Origin of the sequence: Nocardia sp. CC227C, from assembly GCF_030767025.1 — a bacterium.
Lineage (GTDB): Bacteria > Actinomycetota > Actinomycetes > Mycobacteriales > Mycobacteriaceae > Nocardia.
Genome location: NZ_JASITE010000001.1, coordinates 710,301 through 726,397 on the forward strand (window position 1 = coordinate 710,301; position 16,097 = coordinate 726,397).

Below are 16,097 nucleotides of genomic sequence, written 5' to 3' on the forward strand. Positions count from 1 at the left end.
AACTGGCGGCGCTGTCTGCGGGAAAGTTCGGCTCCGGGCCGATGCGCGCTGCCGGTCAGTCGGTCTGTCGGGCGACCAACACGTTGTCGAGAACACCGAGGGCGTCGGGCACCAGGACCGCCGCCGAGTAGTAGCAGCTCACCAGGTAGGAGATGAGCGACTGGTCGTCGATGCCCTTGAAGCGCACATTCAGACTCGGCTCGTACTCGTCCGGAATCCCGGTCTGGTGCAGGCCGATGACGCCCTGGTCCTTCTCCCCGGTGCGCATGGCGAGAATCGAGGTGGTCTGCGTGTCGCTGACCGGGATCTTTCCGCACGGGAAGATCGGCACCCCTCGCCATGCGGGCACCCGGTGCCCGTCGACCTCCACCGGATCCGGATAGATACCGCGCTTGCTGCACTCCCGACCGAAGGCCGCGATGGCCTTGGGGTGTGCCAGGAACAGTCTGGTGCTGCGCCGCATGGACAGCAGTTCGTCCATATCGTCGGGCGTCGGCGGCCCGGATTCGGTGTAGATGCGCTGCTTGAGATCGCAGTTGTGCAGCAGCCCGAATTCCGGATTGTTGACCAGATCGTTTTCGCGACGCTCGTAGAGGGCCTGGATGGTCAGCCGCAACTGCTGTTCGACCTGATCCATCGGGTCGTTGAACAGGTCCGCGACTCGGGTGTGCACCCGCAGCACCGTCTGCGCCAGGCTCAGCTCGTATTCGCGCGGCGAGGTGTCGTAATCGACGAAGGTGCCGTCGAGCAGTGGTTCACCGGAATGCCCGGAGGAAACCCGGATTTCGGCCTCACCGTATTTGTTCTGCGGGTGTTGCGCCGCGGCGGCCACGGCATCGAGCCGATCCCGCAGCGGCGGTGCGTTGTCGAGCAGTTCCTCGAAGGCGGAGCGGGGCAGTGCCAACAGCGTGACGGGTGTGACGGTCTTGATGGTGACCGGCCAGATGGCATTCGGATCGGTCAGCATTCGATCGCCGAAATAGTCTCCGCCGGACAGCATTCCGACCTTGGTGTGTTCACCGAACTCGCCGGTGCCGAGTTTGGCGATCTTGCCGTGCACGATCAGCAGCAGTTGGTCCACGGGGTTGCCGAATTCGGCGATGACCGTATCGGGTTCGAGATCGCGCTGTTCGAAGCGGCGCGCCATGGCGCCGAGGATCTCCTCGTCATTGAAACCATGCAATTGCGGCATTTCGGTCAATTCCAGCGGAATGACGCGCGCCTTGCCGCCGTCGATGAGGAATTCCACCTCACCATTGCCGACGGTGTAGGTCAGCCGCCGGTTGACCCGGTAGATACCGCCCTTCACCTGCACCCACGGCAGTGATCGGGTGAGCCAGCGCGAGCTGATGCCCTGCATCTGGGGTTCGGATTTGGTGGTGTGCGCCAACCGGTGGGCGGCGCCGGTGCTGAGACTCTTCCGGCCGTTGGTCTCGGCCTGGACGGGCATTTCTATGGTCATGCTGAAGTCCTCACCCTCGAATTGCCGCCTGGGCGCGGCGGCCGGTGATGATCACGGCGATATAGCGGGCCGTGTATGCCCGCGAATGTGTCGGTTTGAGTGAAATGACATGCGCGACAGTGCGATCCAGCAATTCGATGGTAGATCGACGACTCGGCGAGTCGCAGCGGAATGCGGGAATAATCCTGTGCCCGCAGTCTCATGACGTGTGTCGCAATTTCGACGCTATCGCATGAATACCGACCGGGATACTTCCGGAGCGGGTATTCCTTCGCTTGTGTAGGACGCGCCGGAGGTGGCATGGCGCTGCTCACAGCGCCCACGAAGTAGGCTGACCATGTGACAAGCTCGTCTGAACGCGTTGGGGCGGGTGACGCAGGTCACGTCGAGGTACGTCTGGGAGAAGTCGTGAAATTCAATACGAAGTCCGTCGTGGGGCCCGTGCAGCGGCTGGTCGCCACCGCGCAGAACGGGCTCGAGGTGATCCGGTTCGGGGGGCTGGCTCACGACATCGAATCGTCGCCGTACGAGGTCGTCGAGCGGAAGCGCATGTATCGCCTGCGCCATTATTTCCCCGACACCAGCGCGCCCGGCCGCCCGGTCGCGGTGCTGGTGCCGCCGCTCATGGTGAGCGCCGAACTGTGGGACGTGAACGCCGCCGACGGTGCGGTGGGGATTCTCGACGCCGCCGGAATCGACTGCTGGGTCGTGGATTTCGGCTCTCCGGCGGTGGAAGAGGGTGGCTGGCAGCGGGACCTGGCCGACCATGTGCTGGCCGTGAGCGCCGCCATCGACACCGTCGCCGAGATCACCGGGCGCGCGGTGCATCTCATGGGCTACTCGCAGGGCGGCATGTTCGCCTACCAGGCCACCGCCTACCGCGGTGGGAAGGACGTCGACAGCATCGTCACCTTCGGCAGCCCGGTCGACATCGTGGCCGGGATGCCGCTGGGACTGCCGCACGGGCTGGCAGCCGATGTCGCGCAGTTCCTCGCCGACCATGTGCTCACCCGACTGCCCATCACCGATTCCATGGTGCGGCTGGGCTTCCAGGCCCTCGATCCGGTGAAGACGGCGCGGGCGCGCCTGGACTTCCTGCGTCAGCTGCACAACCGCGAGGCACTGCTGCCCAAGGAGCGGCAGCGTCGCTTCCTGGAGGCCGAGGGCTGGCTCGGCTACCCGGGTCCGGCGCTCTCCGACCTGCTCGAGCAGTTCGTCCAGCACAATCGGATGATGCTGGGCGGCTTCGTCATTCGCGACCAGCCCATCTCGCTGGCGGATATCGAATGCCCGATCCTGGCCTTCGTCGGCGAGGTCGACGATATCGGCCAGCCCGCCGCCGTGCGCGGCATCAAGCGCGCCGCCCCCAATGCCGAGGTGTACGAGGCGTCGCTGGTGGCCGGGCATTTCGGGCTGGTCGCCGGCAGCACCGCCACCACCCGCACCTGGCCGCTGGTGCGCGACTGGGTGCGCTGGGCGGACGGGCACGGCGAACTCCCCGCGGATATCTCGCCCATGGCCGAGCACGTGGCGCGCAACGGACAGCGTTCGACCCTCACCAGGATGGTGCACGCCGCCGCCACTTTGGCCGAGGCCGGCACCAGTATCGGCAAGACGCTCGAGACCGTGGCGAGCAATTCGCTGCGCGGCTCGGTGGAGCTCACCGGGGAGGCGGCGCGCGCCCTGCCGCGCCTGACCCGCCTCGGCATGATCCAGCCGCACACCCGCATCTCGCTGGGTCGTCTGATGGACGAGCAGACACGGCGCGCGCCGCAGCGCGAATGCTTCCTCTTCGACGACCGCGTGCACACCAATGCCGCGGTGAACACCCGCATCGACAATGTGGTGCGCGGACTCGTCTCGGTGGGCGTGCGCCCGGCCACCCGGGTCGGCGTGGTCATGGAGACCCGGCCCAGCGCCCTGGTGGCCATCGCGGCGCTGTCGCGACTCGGCGCGGTGGCCGTATTGCTCGCACCGGGCAGTGAACTCGCGCAGGCCGTGGCGCTCACCGACACCAGACTGCTCATCGCCGATCCGGAGAATCTGCGCGACGCCGCGGCGACCGGGCTGCGCACGCTGGTGCTGGGCGGCGGCGAGAGCCGCGGCCTGGACATCCCGCTCGGCGGCGACGTGGTGGACATGGAGCAGATCGATCCGGCCGAGGTCGCCCTGCCCGGCTGGTACCGGCCGAATCCGGGCCTGGCGCGTGAGTTGGCCTTCGTCCTGGTGACGGGGACCGGCGACCGTTTCGACGTCAAGTACATCACCAACCACCGCTGGGCGCTGTCGGCCTTCGGCACCGCCACCGCGGCCGATCTGGATCGCCGCGACACCGTGTACTGCCTCGCGCCGCTGCACCATTCGTCCGGACTGCTGGTGAGTCTGGGCGGTGCCATCGCGGGCGGCAGCAGGATCGCGCTGGCCCGGTCGCTGGATCCGGCGCGGTTCGCCGAGGAGGTGCACCGCTACGGCGTCACCGTCGTCACCTACACCTGGACCATGCTGCGCGACATCCTCGACGCCGACACCTTCCCCAACGGGCACTCGCACCCCATCCGCCTGTTCATCGGTTCGGGCATGCCCGCCGGGCTGTGGCGGCGCACCCAGGAGCGCTTCGCCCCCGCACGGGTGCTGGAGTTCTACGCCTCCATCGAAGGCGATGTGGTGCTGGCGAACGTGTCCGGGCAGAAGATCGGCTCCAAGGGGCGGCCGGTGCCCGGCACCGCCAAGGTCGAACTCATCGCCTACGACCCCATGACCGACGAGATCCTGGTCGAGGATTCGGGTTTCGCGCGGCGCTGCGCCGACAACGAGGTGGGTCTGCTCATCGGCACCGCCTCCGATTCGGTGGACCTCTCCCGGGGCGGGCTGCGCGGGGTGTTCGCGCCCGGCGACGCCTGGATGCCGACGGAGAACCTCTTCCGCCGCGACAGCGACGGCGACTACTGGCTGATGGACCGGCGCGACACCGTCATCCACACCCCGCGCGGACCGGTCTACACCCATCCGATCGTCGATGTCCTCAACGACATCACGGCCGTCGATATGGAAGTGGCCTACGGACTTCCGGTCGGCGACCGCACCCTGGCGGTGGCCGCGCTCAGCGTCCGGTCGGGCTACCGCCTCGAGGCCGAGGACGTCGGCGAGGCGCTGCGCGCCCTGCCCCCGGACCAGCGCCCCGATCTCGTCTACGTGGTCGACGAGATCCCGCGCAGCTCCACCTTCCGCCCCTCCACCCGCGCGGTGCAGGCCCAGGGCCGCCCGCGGCCCGGCGACCGGACCTGGTGGTACAACCGGGAATCCGACCGGTACGAGGTGCTGACCGCGGAGTTGGCGCAGCGCCTCTACGAGTGAACCCGACAGTGCGGTGCAGCCGCTCGGCCCCGCCGCGCGGCTACACCGTGAAGGCCGTGACCTCCTCGATCACGCGCCGCACCTGCTCGTCGGACAGGCCCGGCCACAGCGGTAGGCGCACCACGGTGGCGGAGAATTCGGCGCTGCGCACACAGGGCACCGGGGTGCGGCCCAGTTTCAGTCCGGCCGGGCTGGAGTCCAGGGGCACGTAGTGGAACGGGGCCACGATGCCGCGCTCGGCGAGGTGGCGGATGAGGTCGTCGCGCCGGTCCTCGGTGGGGACCCGCAGGTAGTACAGGTGCGCGGTGTGCTCGCGGTCGGCGGGCACGGTCATCAGGCGAATATCGTTGCGGCGCGCCCAGCCCGACAGCCCGGCGGCGTAGGCGTCCCACACCCGGTGCCGGTTGGCCTGGATGGTGTCGAACTCGGCCAGCTGCGCGTCCAGCACCGCGGCATTGAGTTCGCTGGGCAGATAGCTGGAGCCGATGTCCTGCCAGGAGTACTTGTCCACCGCGCCGCGCAGGAACCGCGCCCGGTCGGTGCCCTTCTCCCGGATGATCTCCGCCCGCGCCATCAGGATGTCGTCGGTGAGCAGCACCGCGCCGCCCTCACCGCAGTGCACGTTCTTCGTGTCGTGGAAGCTGAGCGCGCCGACCGTGCCGATCGTTCCCAGCGACCGCCCCCGCCAGGTGCCGCCGAGCCCGTGCGCGTTGTCCTCGATGACGGCGAAGCCGTGGGTGGCCGCCAGGTCCAGCAGCCGGTCCATCTCCGCGCCCACGCCGCCGTAGTGGATGACCACGACGGCCTTGGTGCGCTCGGTGACCACGGCCGCCACCGCGTCCGGATCCAGATTGCCGGTGGCGGAGTCGATATCGGCGAACACCACCGTCGCCCCGCGCAGCGCCATGGCGGTGGCGGTGGAGGTGAAGGCGAAACTGGGGACGATCACCTCGTCGTCCGGTCCGAGTTCCAGCAGCAGCCCGGCCATTTCCAGGGCATGGGTGCACGAGGTGGTGAGCAGAACGTGCGGGGTCCCGGTGATGGCCGCCAGTTTGGCGGTGGCCGCCGCGGTGAACCGGCCGTCGCCGTGGCTGTGGTCCGAGTCGAGCACGGCTTCCAGATTCGCCAGCTCCCGGCTCGCCCGGAACGGGCGGCTGAAGATGATGCGTTCGGTGCTCACCGGAGTTCGGTCCCCCTCGTGGCGGTCGGCGACGGCCCGTATCGTCCGACCGCATGCCGAACGGCAGAGCCCGAGCGTCGAACTCTAACACGGTGTGGCGGCCGGGAATCGGCATCGCCGCCGACGAACGCGCGGCCCGCGCGCGGGTGCGGTGAAAATTCCCGGGGCCTGCCTGTAGGGTCTGGAACTCGTGGTGGACAGTGGAGTTCTCGGTACGCGGCGTGCGGTGTTCCGGTGGGGGTTCGTCACCTCGATCGGCGTGGTGCTCGGCTATGCGGCGGTGCTGTTGGCCGACGCGCGCCACTTCTACACCGATGACACCGAATCCCAGTACGCCCCACTGTGGGTGATGCTCGGCCGCGCCCTGCGCGAGGGCACCTTCCCGGCGATGGTTCCCGACCAGTGGATGTCGGGCAACTACACCATGGAGGAGGCGGGCCTGTTCAACCCGCCGCAGCTGCTGATCGACCTGATCGCGCCCTCGGTGCCGAATCTCGCCGTGTACGCCACCATTGTCAAACTGCTGTTCTCCATCCTCGCGGGCTTGGGCGTGTACCGCGTCTGCCTGGTCTACGGCGCGCGCCCGGAATGGGCGGCGGTCGCGGGCGTCGCCTTCCCGTTCTCCGGCTTCTTCCTGTTCTTCGACACCGCCAGCTGGATGACCTCGCTCACCGGCACCGCGTACATGCTGCACGCGTGGGCGTCGGCGGTGCGCTATGTGCGGGGGAAGGGCGGGCCGATTCCCGTATTCGTCTTCCTGTACCTGGCGATTTCGGTGCAGTACGTCTTCCCCGCGGTCGAATCCGCGCTCATGCTCGTCGCCGTCGCCGTGGGCGAAATCGTCCGCCACCACGGTTGGCGGCCGGTGCAGCGCCTGATCCTGTCGGCGTTGCGCGTGACGGTGGACGGGCTGCTGTCGATCACCTCGCGCCGCGGCACGACACGGGTCGGGTACGACCTCCTCCGCCCGCCGTGGTCGGAATTGCTGAGCACCGCTGCTCGCTCCTGGGGGCCGGTGTCGCGACTGGCACTGGTCGCGACGTGCGCCGGGCTTGCGGGGCTGTTGACGTATCTGCCGTCCATGCTGTCGGCCAAGGTGAGCTGGCGCGGCACGGCGCAGATCAATAACGACCAGTTCCTCACGGTGCCCTGGTCGGAATCGCTGAACGCCAGTCTGCCCAGCGCCTATCCGGCGTTCAGCTCGTGGTGGGGCTATGTGCAGCCGCTGCCCATGACCTATATCGCCTGGTTCCTGATTCCGGCGCTGGCCTTCGTGGACTGGCGGCGGGCGCGCGAGCACTGGCGGGATTTCATCTCCATCGGGCTGTTCGCCGTGATGGCGCTGATGTGGACCGCCGGTCCGGGCACCATCGGACCGCTGCGCTGGCCCGCCCGCGTACTGCCCATGCTGGCCGTCGGACTGCTGGTGCTGGTGTGCGTGCTGCTGGGCCGGTTCGGCACGGTCCGCGACTGGCGCGGGCGCGCCGTCGCGGCCGGGGTGCTGATCCTGCTGCTGTGGGTGCGCACCTTCTCCGCCGATCCGCACCGCATCGGCTGGCACGTGCTCGCGGCGGTGGTGGTCGCGGCGCTGACCGCGGCCGTGGTCGCGGTGGGCCGCACCCGCGGTATCGCGGCGGCCTGCCTGCTGACCATCGCCGCCATGTTCCCCATAGCGTTCTTCCAGGTGCGCGCGGTGCAGCCGAATCTCATGTCCTGGAATCTGCCCGCCGACCGGCAGCAGGCGATGGCGGCGTTCCCGGATTTCGAGGGCCGCAATATCCAGCTCGGCGACCGCGGTCTGATCGGCCCGCCGGACAAATCGCTCGACCGCGCCTACGGTTCCCTGGTCTTCGGCAACTACGCCAAGGACCTGGAGCTGAACTACGTCCAGGGCTACACCCCCAACGGGCACTTCTACTTCGGTGAAATGCTGTGCATGCGCTGGGACGGCAGCACCTGCCCGGACGCCTACCGCCGCCTGTTCGCCCCCGAACCGACCACCGGCCGCACCGTCGTGGACCTCATGCTGCTGGACCGGGTGATCCTGCAACGGGCCATGTTCCCCGACGCCCGCACTCAACCCGCCCCGCAAGGGTGGCACTGGGTGGACTACCCGGGCCACGACCAGTGGATCTCGGTGCTGGAGCGCGACGGCGGCCCCGTCTCGGGACTGAACGGCCGCGTCGCCGACGCCCGCGACGTCACCGCGACCTCGACCGCGGAGACCGATGCCACCAGCCGGGTCCGGGTGACCTCCGACGACGGCGGCCGCGTGGTCTTCGCCCGGCTGGGCTGGCCCGGCTACCGCGTCACCCTGAACGGACAGGACATCTCCTTCACTACGGTCGCGAACTCCTTTGTGGCCGTGGATATCCCGGCGGGCACCCGGGACGCGGAACTGGTGCTCACCTGGCGGCCGCCGGGCTGGAAGATCGGCATGGCCACCGGTGCCGCCGGAGTGTTCGGAGTCGCGGTGCTGCAGTGGCTCTACGTGCGGTCGCGGCGCGCGGACACACCGGATTCGCCCGGCGAGTCCTCCGGGGAATCGGAACGCGAACTGGCAGGCTCGGTTTCGTGAGCACCGCCGACTACTCGCCCGAGCTGACGGTGGACTCCGGCACCGCCGCCGAGCCCGCCGCGGCCGCGCCGCCCGGGCTGCTGCTGCGCCTGGTACGGCGGCAGGAGGTCGCGTTCGCGCTGGTGGGCGGCTTCAACACGGTGCTCGGGATGGCGCTCACGGTGTGCTGGCTGACCGTGCTGGAGGGCCACGTCGCCAAGGCGGCCGCGGTGGCGCTGGCCCCCGCGCTGGCCTACGCCGTCAGCATCGTGGTGGCCTTCACGCTGCACCGCACCCTGGTCTTCCGGGTGCACGGGCACGCCCTGCGCGACTTCGTGGCCTTCGTCGGCGTCAATTCCGGTGGGCTGGCGCTGAACCTGCTGCTGCTCCAGGTGGCGGTGTCGGTCCTGCACTGTCCGGAGAAGCCCGCGGCCGTGGTGGTGATGGGCCTGGTCGCCGTCGCCAGCTTCTTCGGGCACCGGCACATCTCGTTCCGCCGCTCACACTGAGACGCCCGCCACACGGAAAGGCGGAGGAACCGGACAGGTGGCATAGTGCGTTCAACGGAAGCCGTTGTCCGCCAACTGTTCAGGATCGACGTGAGTACCAGCTTCATCTACCGGCACGGAACCGTCTACGAACTGCTCATGCGCGGGTTGTACGGCCGACACTACGCCGCGCGCTATCGCGCCATCGCCGCCCTGGTTCCCGAGCACGCCGAGGTGCTCGATCTGTGCTGCGGTCCGGCCACCCTCTACACCCGGCACCTGCGGAAGAAGTCGGTGCGCTACACCGGACTCGACCTCAACGAGCGTTTCATCACCCGGCTGATCCGCGCGGGCGGCAGCGGACAGGTATGGAATCTGCGCGAGGACACCCCGCTGCCCGCCGCCGACCACGTCATCATGCAGGGCAGCCTCTACCACTTCCTGCCCGACCCGGAACCGGTCCTGGACCGCATGCTCGACGCCGCGCGGGAACGGGTGATCATCGCCGAACCGGTGCGGAATCTGACCAGCAGCCGCCATCGCGCCATGGCCGGGCTCGGCGGACGCCTCACCGACGCCGGAGACGGCACCCGGCCGCTGCGCTTCGACGAGGAAACCCTCGACGAACTCTTCCGCGGCTTCCCCGAACACGTCGAGGAGCGCCGCCTCATCGCGGGCGGACGGGAGAAGCTCTACCTGCTGCGGCCCTGAGGCGGATGGTCAGCCCCCGACGTGCTCGACCTCGCGGTTCACGGCCGCGGTGCGCGCGGCATCGGGTCGCGGCGTCGGCGAATCCACGGTCAGATACAGCGGTTTGCCCACCAGGATGTGCAGCGCCACGCCCAGGTATTCGGCGATCAGGCCGAGGGAGAACAGGATCGCGCCCGAGCACAGCAGCAGCACCACGATGGTGGACGCCCAACCCTCGGGGGCCCAGTTCTCGCGGGTGAGCACCTGGAACACCACGACCGCGGCCAGCGCCACCCCGGCCAGCGCCAGGGTGACGCCCAGCATGCTCACCAGGCGCAGGCCGCGGGTTCCGCTGCACAGCACCATCTTCCAGAACAGCGAGAACAGGCGGCGATAGTCGTACCCGGATTCCTCGCGGCCCTCCGCGCGCAGCGTCACCGGCACCTGGGCGACCGTCCCGACCACCCAGGTCAGCGCCACGTCCAGGTACACGCCATTGGAGGCGACATCGGCGAGCTGGCGGCCGATATCGCCGCGGATGAGCCGGTAGCTTTCGAAGCGGGTGGAATCCGGGAAGGCGAAGACGGTGGCCAGCACCAGTTTCGCGCCGCGCGAGGTGAGATTGCGCAGGAAGCCGTGCGGGCGGGTGTTCGTCGGTTTGGAGTAGATCAGGTCGGCGCGCCGCTCCAGCGCGGCGTCCAGGAACGCGCCGATGAACGCCGGATCGTGCTGACCGTCCTCGTCCATGGTGACGATCCAGTCGCCACCCGCCGCCGACATCCCGGCGATGGTCGCCGCGTCCTGTCCGAAATTGCGGCTCAGCCAGACGGCGCGCACCTCGGGGTAGGCGGCACGCAGCTCCTGTATGACCACGTCGGAGCGGTCCGGACCGTGATCGTGCACCAGAATGATCTCGGAGACCGCGAACGGGACGCCGCCCGGCGTCGTGGTGGCCTCGGTCAGCGCGTGCAGCTCGGTGACCAGCGCGGCGATGGTGTGCTCACCGCGGTACACCGGAACCACGACCGAGACCGCGTGCGGCCGGTCGACACCGGGCCGGATCGGATGCTCCGCGTCGGTCTCGATATCGGAGTGGTACATGCGTCGGGAGGGAATCGGCATCAGCTGAATCGACTTTCGATGATCGGTACGCGTGCCGGTACTCCTCGAGGAATGGCTGGAGCCCGAGCCGCGAGCACTCTAACACGGTGCCCGACACCGTCCGGGATATCGGCCGCGCGGTCGCGCGCCTGCCGAGAACCGTGACTCCCGGTAGGGTGGGGAACTCGTGACGAGCAGTGCAGTCTCGACGGTGCCCGCCGACGGGGTCGCCCCCGAACCGGGCCGCGGCGCGGGCGAATCCGATTCCCGCCGAGCGGTATTGCGCTGGGGCGCGGCCACCGTGGTGGGCGTGCTGCTCGGCTATGCGGCGGTGCTGCTGGCCAATGCCCGGCACTTCTACACCGACGACACCGAATCCCAGTACACCGGCCTGTGGGTGGGGCTGGGGCGGGCGCTGCGCGCGGGGGAGTTCCCGGTGCTGTGGCCCGAGCAGTGGATGTCGGGCAACAACACCATGGACGATGCGGGGCTGTTCAATCCGCCGCAGCTGCTCATCGACCTGCTCGCGCCGTCCTTCGACAATATGGCGCTGTACGCCACGCTGGTCAAACTGGTCTTCTCGATCATCGCGGCGCTGGGCGTGTACCGCATCTGCCTGGTCTACGGCGCCCGGCCGGCGTGGGCGGCGGTGGCGGGCGTGGCCTTCCCGCTGTCGGGATTCTTCCTGTTCTTCGACGAGGCCAGCTGGATGACGGCGCTCACCGGCACCGCGTGGCTGGTGCACGCGTGGGCATCGGCGGTGCGGTACACCCGGGGAGACAGCGGGCCGATACCGGTCTTCGTCTTTCTCTACCTGACCATTTCGACGCAGTACATCTTCCCGGCCATCGAGGCCGCGCTCATGCTGGGCGCGGTGGCGGCGGGTGAGCTGGTGTCGCGGCGGGCCTGGTGGCCGGTGGCACGGCTGGCGGCGGTGAGCGGGTGCGCCGGGCTGGCCGGGCTGGTGGTCTTCCTGCCCTCCATGCTGTCGGCCAAGGTGACCTGGCGGGGATCCGCCCAGGTCGTGAACGACCAGTTCCTCACGGTGCCGTGGTCGGAATCGCTGAACGCCAGCCTGCCCTCCACCCTGCCTGCCTTCCCCTCCTGGTGGGGATACGTGCAGCCGATGCCGGTCACCTATATCGCCTGGTTCCTGATTCCGGCGCTGGCGTTCGTGGACTGGCGGGCGGCGCGCGAACACTGGCGGGACCTCGTCTCCGCCGGGCTGTTCGCGCTCACCATGCTGCTGTGGGCGGCCGGACCCGGCACCATCGGTCCGCTGCGCTGGCCCGCCCGGGTGCTGCCCATGATCGCCATCGCGCTGCTGGTGCTGGTGTGCGTGCTGCTCGGGCGATTCGGGACGGTGGCGCGGTGGCGGGCGCGGAGTGTGGCGGCCGGGGTGCTGATCCTGGCGCTGTGGGTGCGCTCGTTCTCGGCCGATCCGCACAATGTGGTGCGGCACGTGGTGTCGGTGGCGGTGATCGTGGCGGCGGGGGCGGCGGTGGTGTGGCTGGCGCGGACGCGGGGGAGCGCGGCGGCGTGTACGGCCGTCGTGGTCGCCATGTTCCCGATCGCGTACTGGCAGGTGAGCGCCGCGCAGCCGACACCCATGTCGTACAACATGCCGACGAACCGGTCGGACGCGGCGCGGGTCTTCCCGGACTTCCCTGGCACCACCATTCAGCTCGCCGATCGCGCGCTCGTGCGGCCGGAGGACAAGAGCCTGGACGGGGCGTACGGGTCGCTGGTCTTCGGCAACTACGCCAAATCGCTCGAACTGGACTACGTCAACGGGTACACCCCGACCGGGCACTTCTACTTCGGCGAACTGCTCTGCATGCGGTGGGATTCCAGTGTCTGCCCGGACGCGTATCGGCGGCTCTTCGCGCCGGAGCCGAGCACCGGCCGCCCGCCGGTGGACCTGATGAAGCTGGACCGGGTGGTCTTGCAGCGGGCGCTGTTCCCCGAGGTGCGCGCGCAGGCCGCCCCGCCGGGGTGGCGGTGGGCGGATCGGCCCGGGGACCGCTACATCTGGGTGCTGGAACGCGAGGACGGGCTCGTCTCGACCGCGAACGGCCGCGTCTCGGCCACCCGCGACGTCACCGCGGCCTCGGTGGCGGAGACCGACACCACCAGCCGGGTGCGGGTGTCCTCGGCGCGCGGCGGGCAGGTGGTGTTCGCCCGTCTCGGCTGGCCGGGCTACCGCGCCACCCTCGACGGGCGGCCGGTGCCGATCACCACCGTCGCCAAATCCTTCGTGGCGGTGAATGTTCCGGCCGGGACGGACTCCGCCGAACTGGTGCTGACCTGGCGTCCGCCGGGCTGGAAGATCGGGCTGGCCACCGGTGCGGCCGGAGTGCTCGGCCTGGCGGTATCGCAGTGGTGGTACCTGCGCGTCAGGCGCACCGACGGCGAGGACGCGTCGCCGCCCGCACCGGACGGTGAGCGCGCGGCGACGGCCCGGTAGGTTATCGGTCATGCCGGAGGACATCACCTTGGACTCGACCCTGCTCAGCCTGCTGGCCTGCCCGCAGGACAAGGGCCCGCTGCTGCTGGTCCACGACGACCAGGGGGCCGCGGTGCTCTACAACCCGCGCCTGCGCCGCGCGTACCCGGTCGACAACGGCATCCCGGTCCTGCTCGTCGACGAGGCCCGCGAGGTGTCGGACGAGGAGCACACCGCGTTCGTCCTCCAGGACTGACGGGTCCGTCGGCCGGGGTACGGGGGCCGGTCCGGAGCTGGGGATCGCGGCACGGAATAACAGCGTCGTCCGGGGCGTCGAATCGGCGCATGATGGTGCGCCTCGACAGCTGGGTCGCCGAGGCCCCGGGGATCGAGGCACGCCGCGGTCCTGCTGCTCGGAGCCGTCAAGTCGCCAGGTCGCCGGTCAGGTAGCGCTGGAGCGTCGGCCCCACCTGGGCGGCCAGCTCGTCCACGGACATGGAGGCGAGCGGTTCGACCTCGAGGATCTTGCGCGCCACCAGCACGCCGATGAGCTGCGAGGCGGCCAGCACCACCCGCTGTGTCCCAGTGCCCGGGGGTGAGTCCACCCGGGCGCGAACGTCTTTCAGCGCCACCTCGAGCAGGAAGGTCCGCGCCAGCGCCGGATCGCCGCCGCCCAGCATACTGCGGAAGGCGGCCACGGCCCGCACGCCGATGGGCGAATCCCAGATGCCGACCACCGTGCGGACGATGGTGTCGCCCAACCGATCCAGCGGCGCGGCCGCGATGGCCCCCGTGACGATGCTCGGGTCGGCCGGGATATCCAATGCGGCCGTGAGCAATTGCCGCTTGGTGCCGAAGTAGTGGTGCACGAGCGCCGGATCCACCCCGGCGGCGCCGGCGATGGAGCGTATCGACGCCCGGTCGAATCCCACCTCCGCGAAACGCACCCGGGCAGCGTCGAGAATCGCCTCCCGGGTGCCGGATCGACCGGGCCGCCGCCCGCCGCGTCCGCCGCGCTCCGTCACGCGGTTCGCCGGCGTAGCGTCGCCGCGCCGAGACCCAGTGCGGCGGCGGCGAACAGCGCCACCACGAGCAGATCCCGCCACATCGCGCCGGTGGCCCCGGGATTGTTCGACACCTCTTGCAGCGCCGACACCGCGTAGCTCAACGGCAGCACATCGCTGATCGCCTCCAGCCAGTCGGGCAGCTGCTCACGCGGCACCAGCAGGCCGCACAGGAAGAACTGGGGCCCGACGATCACGGGCATGAACTGTACGGCCTGGAATTCGGTGCGCGCGAAGGCACTGGCCAGCAGGCCGAGCGCCACCCCGAGCACGGCGTCGACGATCGCGATGAGCAGCACCAGCCAGACGCTGCCCGCGGCGCGCAGATCCAGCAGCCAGAACGACACCAGGCAGGCGACGCCCGCCTGCGCACCCGCGGCCAGGGAGAACGCCGAGCCGTATCCGGCCAGCAGATCCAGCTTGGCCAGCGGTGTGGTCATGAGCCGTTCCAGGGTGCCCGAGCTGCGTTCACGCTGCATGGCGATGGCCGTGATCAGGAACATGACGATGAACGGCAGAATGCCGAGCATGCTGATGCCGACCCGATCGAACACCCGCGGCGCGCCCGGCGGTGTCGGTGAATCCTGGTACACGAAGTACAGCAGGGTCAGCAGCAGTGCCGGAACCAGCAGCAGCATGGCCACGGTGCGATGGTCGGCGCGCAGCTGTTTCAGGATGCGCGCGGTGGTGGCCGCATAGCAGGCCAGCGGGCGGGGACCGGTGCGGGTGGTCACGACCGTCCTCCCATCTCGATGAGGGCGAGAAACGCGTTCTCCAAACTGGATTCGCCGGTATCGGCGCGCAGTTCGTCGGGACTGAGCTGGGCCAGCAGGTGACCCTCGCGCATGAGCAGCAGTTGATCGCAGTGCGCGGCCTCGTCCATCACATGGCTGGAGACCAGCAGCGTGCGGCCCTGCTCGGCCAGGGCGTGGAATTCCTTCCAGAGTTCCACGCGCAGTACGGGATCCAGGCCGACGGTGGGTTCGTCGAGAATCAGCACCTCCGGATCGGCCACCAGGGCGCAGGCCAGCGAGGTGCGGGTGCGCTGCCCGCCGGAGAGCTGGTTGCCGCGCTGCCCGGCATGATCGGTCAAACCCACCGCGCCGATGGCCTCGGCCACCTGAGCGCGCGAAGCGCCGTACAGCGCGGCGAAATACGAGACATTGTCGGTGACGGTGAGATCGTCGTAGATGCTCGGGGCCTGCGTGACATAGCCGACCCGCGAGCGCAGCCCTCGCGATCCGGCCGCTTCACCCAGCACCCGCACCGTCCCCGATTCGACGATCTGGGTGCCGACGATGCCGCGCATGAGTGTGGTCTTTCCGCAGCCCGAGGGGCCGAGCAGTCCGGTGATGCGACCGCGCGGCACGGTCAGCGTGATGTCGTGGAGTACCCGCCGCCCACCTCGCACGACGCACAGGGCGTCGACGTCGATGGCGGGTGCGGTATCGGGTGCCGTCATGGGGCCACCTGCAATTCATCAAGTGTTGAATTCACTACGTGATGAATTCTGCACCGGATGTGGCGTGCGGGCAAGATCCGATTCGGAACCACCCGCCCGCACCGGCGCGGTCGACACCGGTTCGGCGCGGTCGGAGATGACGAAACGCTGACGGACCGCGTGTCGGCGGCCTGTCCGGCGGCGAAGGAGGGGCACAAGCACCACAATCGTGCAGATGGCTGTCGAGCGTGCCGGACTGCGCCGAATCAGCGGTCACACCCGCGCCCACGGCCACCGTGCGCGTTCCCGCAGCA

General features: G+C 69.3%; 12 protein-coding genes. 6 read left to right on the forward strand and 6 right to left on the reverse strand.

Annotation, left to right across the window (positions count from 1 at the left end; genetic code table 11):
* Positions 1–55: 55 nt before the first annotated feature.
* Positions 56–1,462, reverse strand: a complete 1,407-nt coding sequence (locus QMO76_RS03205) for a family 2B encapsulin nanocompartment shell protein (protein ID WP_306359605.1) — start codon at positions 1,460–1,462, stop codon at positions 56–58.
* A gap of 408 nt (positions 1,463–1,870) precedes the next feature.
* Between QMO76_RS03205 and QMO76_RS03210 the strand changes: the two genes are divergently transcribed.
* On the forward strand, positions 1,871–4,816 hold the full coding sequence (locus QMO76_RS03210; RefSeq protein ID WP_306359606.1) for an acyl-CoA synthetase: 2,946 nt from the start codon (positions 1,871–1,873) through the stop codon (positions 4,814–4,816).
* Positions 4,817–4,856: 40 nt separating this feature from the next.
* On the opposite strand, the gene rffA is transcribed toward QMO76_RS03210, so the two are convergent.
* Positions 4,857–5,996 carry a dTDP-4-amino-4,6-dideoxygalactose transaminase gene (rffA, locus tag QMO76_RS03215; RefSeq protein ID WP_306359607.1) on the reverse strand — a complete coding sequence of 380 codons (1,140 nt, stop codon included), beginning with the start codon at positions 5,994–5,996 and terminating at the stop codon, positions 4,857–4,859.
* A 259-nt stretch (positions 5,997–6,255) separates the two neighbouring features.
* Here rffA and QMO76_RS03220 point away from each other — a divergent pair, with 259 nt between their 5' ends.
* The 3 genes from QMO76_RS03220 (at position 6,256) to QMO76_RS03230 (ending at position 9,752) form a co-directional block, all read left to right on the forward strand.
* Complete coding sequence (locus QMO76_RS03220; RefSeq protein WP_372341888.1) at positions 6,256–8,574, forward strand: hypothetical protein; 2,319 nt, start codon at positions 6,256–6,258, stop codon at positions 8,572–8,574.
* On the forward strand, positions 8,571–9,062 hold the full coding sequence (locus tag QMO76_RS03225) for a GtrA family protein (protein ID WP_306359609.1): 492 nt from the start codon (positions 8,571–8,573) through the stop codon (positions 9,060–9,062). The genes QMO76_RS03220 and QMO76_RS03225 overlap by 4 nt, the downstream gene beginning before the upstream one ends.
* 90 nt (positions 9,063–9,152) lie before the next feature.
* Positions 9,153–9,752, forward strand: coding sequence for a class I SAM-dependent methyltransferase (locus QMO76_RS03230; protein ID WP_306359610.1), 600 nt, complete (start codon positions 9,153–9,155; stop codon positions 9,750–9,752).
* A gap of 9 nt (positions 9,753–9,761) precedes the next feature.
* Here the strand turns inward: QMO76_RS03230 and QMO76_RS03235 are convergent, their stop codons facing one another.
* On the reverse strand, positions 9,762–10,853 hold the full coding sequence (locus tag QMO76_RS03235) for a glycosyltransferase family 2 protein (RefSeq protein ID WP_306359611.1): 1,092 nt from the start codon (positions 10,851–10,853) through the stop codon (positions 9,762–9,764).
* 289 nt (positions 10,854–11,142) lie between these two features.
* On the opposite strand from QMO76_RS03235, the gene QMO76_RS03240 reads away from it, so the two are divergent.
* The gene (locus tag QMO76_RS03240) at positions 11,143–13,299 is read left to right on the forward strand and encodes a hypothetical protein (protein WP_306359670.1); all 2,157 of its coding nucleotides are present in this window, start codon (positions 11,143–11,145) and stop codon (positions 13,297–13,299) included.
* Between the two features lie 22 nt (positions 13,300–13,321).
* Positions 13,322–13,534, forward strand: coding sequence for a Trm112 family protein (locus QMO76_RS03245; RefSeq protein ID WP_306359671.1), 213 nt, complete (start codon positions 13,322–13,324; stop codon positions 13,532–13,534).
* A gap of 166 nt (positions 13,535–13,700) precedes the next feature.
* Here the strand turns inward: QMO76_RS03245 and QMO76_RS03250 are convergent, their stop codons facing one another.
* Genes QMO76_RS03250 through QMO76_RS03260 form a run of 3 tightly spaced genes read right to left on the reverse strand, consistent with a single transcriptional unit; the run spans position 13,701 to position 15,804 of the window.
* On the reverse strand, positions 13,701–14,303 hold the full coding sequence (locus tag QMO76_RS03250) for a TetR family transcriptional regulator (protein WP_306359612.1): 603 nt from the start codon (positions 14,301–14,303) through the stop codon (positions 13,701–13,703).
* Complete coding sequence (locus QMO76_RS03255; RefSeq protein ID WP_306359613.1) at positions 14,300–15,076, reverse strand: ABC transporter permease; 777 nt, start codon at positions 15,074–15,076, stop codon at positions 14,300–14,302. Before QMO76_RS03255 ends, QMO76_RS03250 begins: the two co-directional genes overlap by 4 nt.
* The gene (locus QMO76_RS03260) at positions 15,073–15,804 is read right to left on the reverse strand and encodes an ABC transporter ATP-binding protein (RefSeq protein WP_306359614.1); all 732 of its coding nucleotides are present in this window, start codon (positions 15,802–15,804) and stop codon (positions 15,073–15,075) included. The genes QMO76_RS03255 and QMO76_RS03260 overlap by 4 nt, the downstream gene beginning before the upstream one ends.
* Between the last annotated feature and the right edge of the window lie 293 nt (positions 15,805–16,097).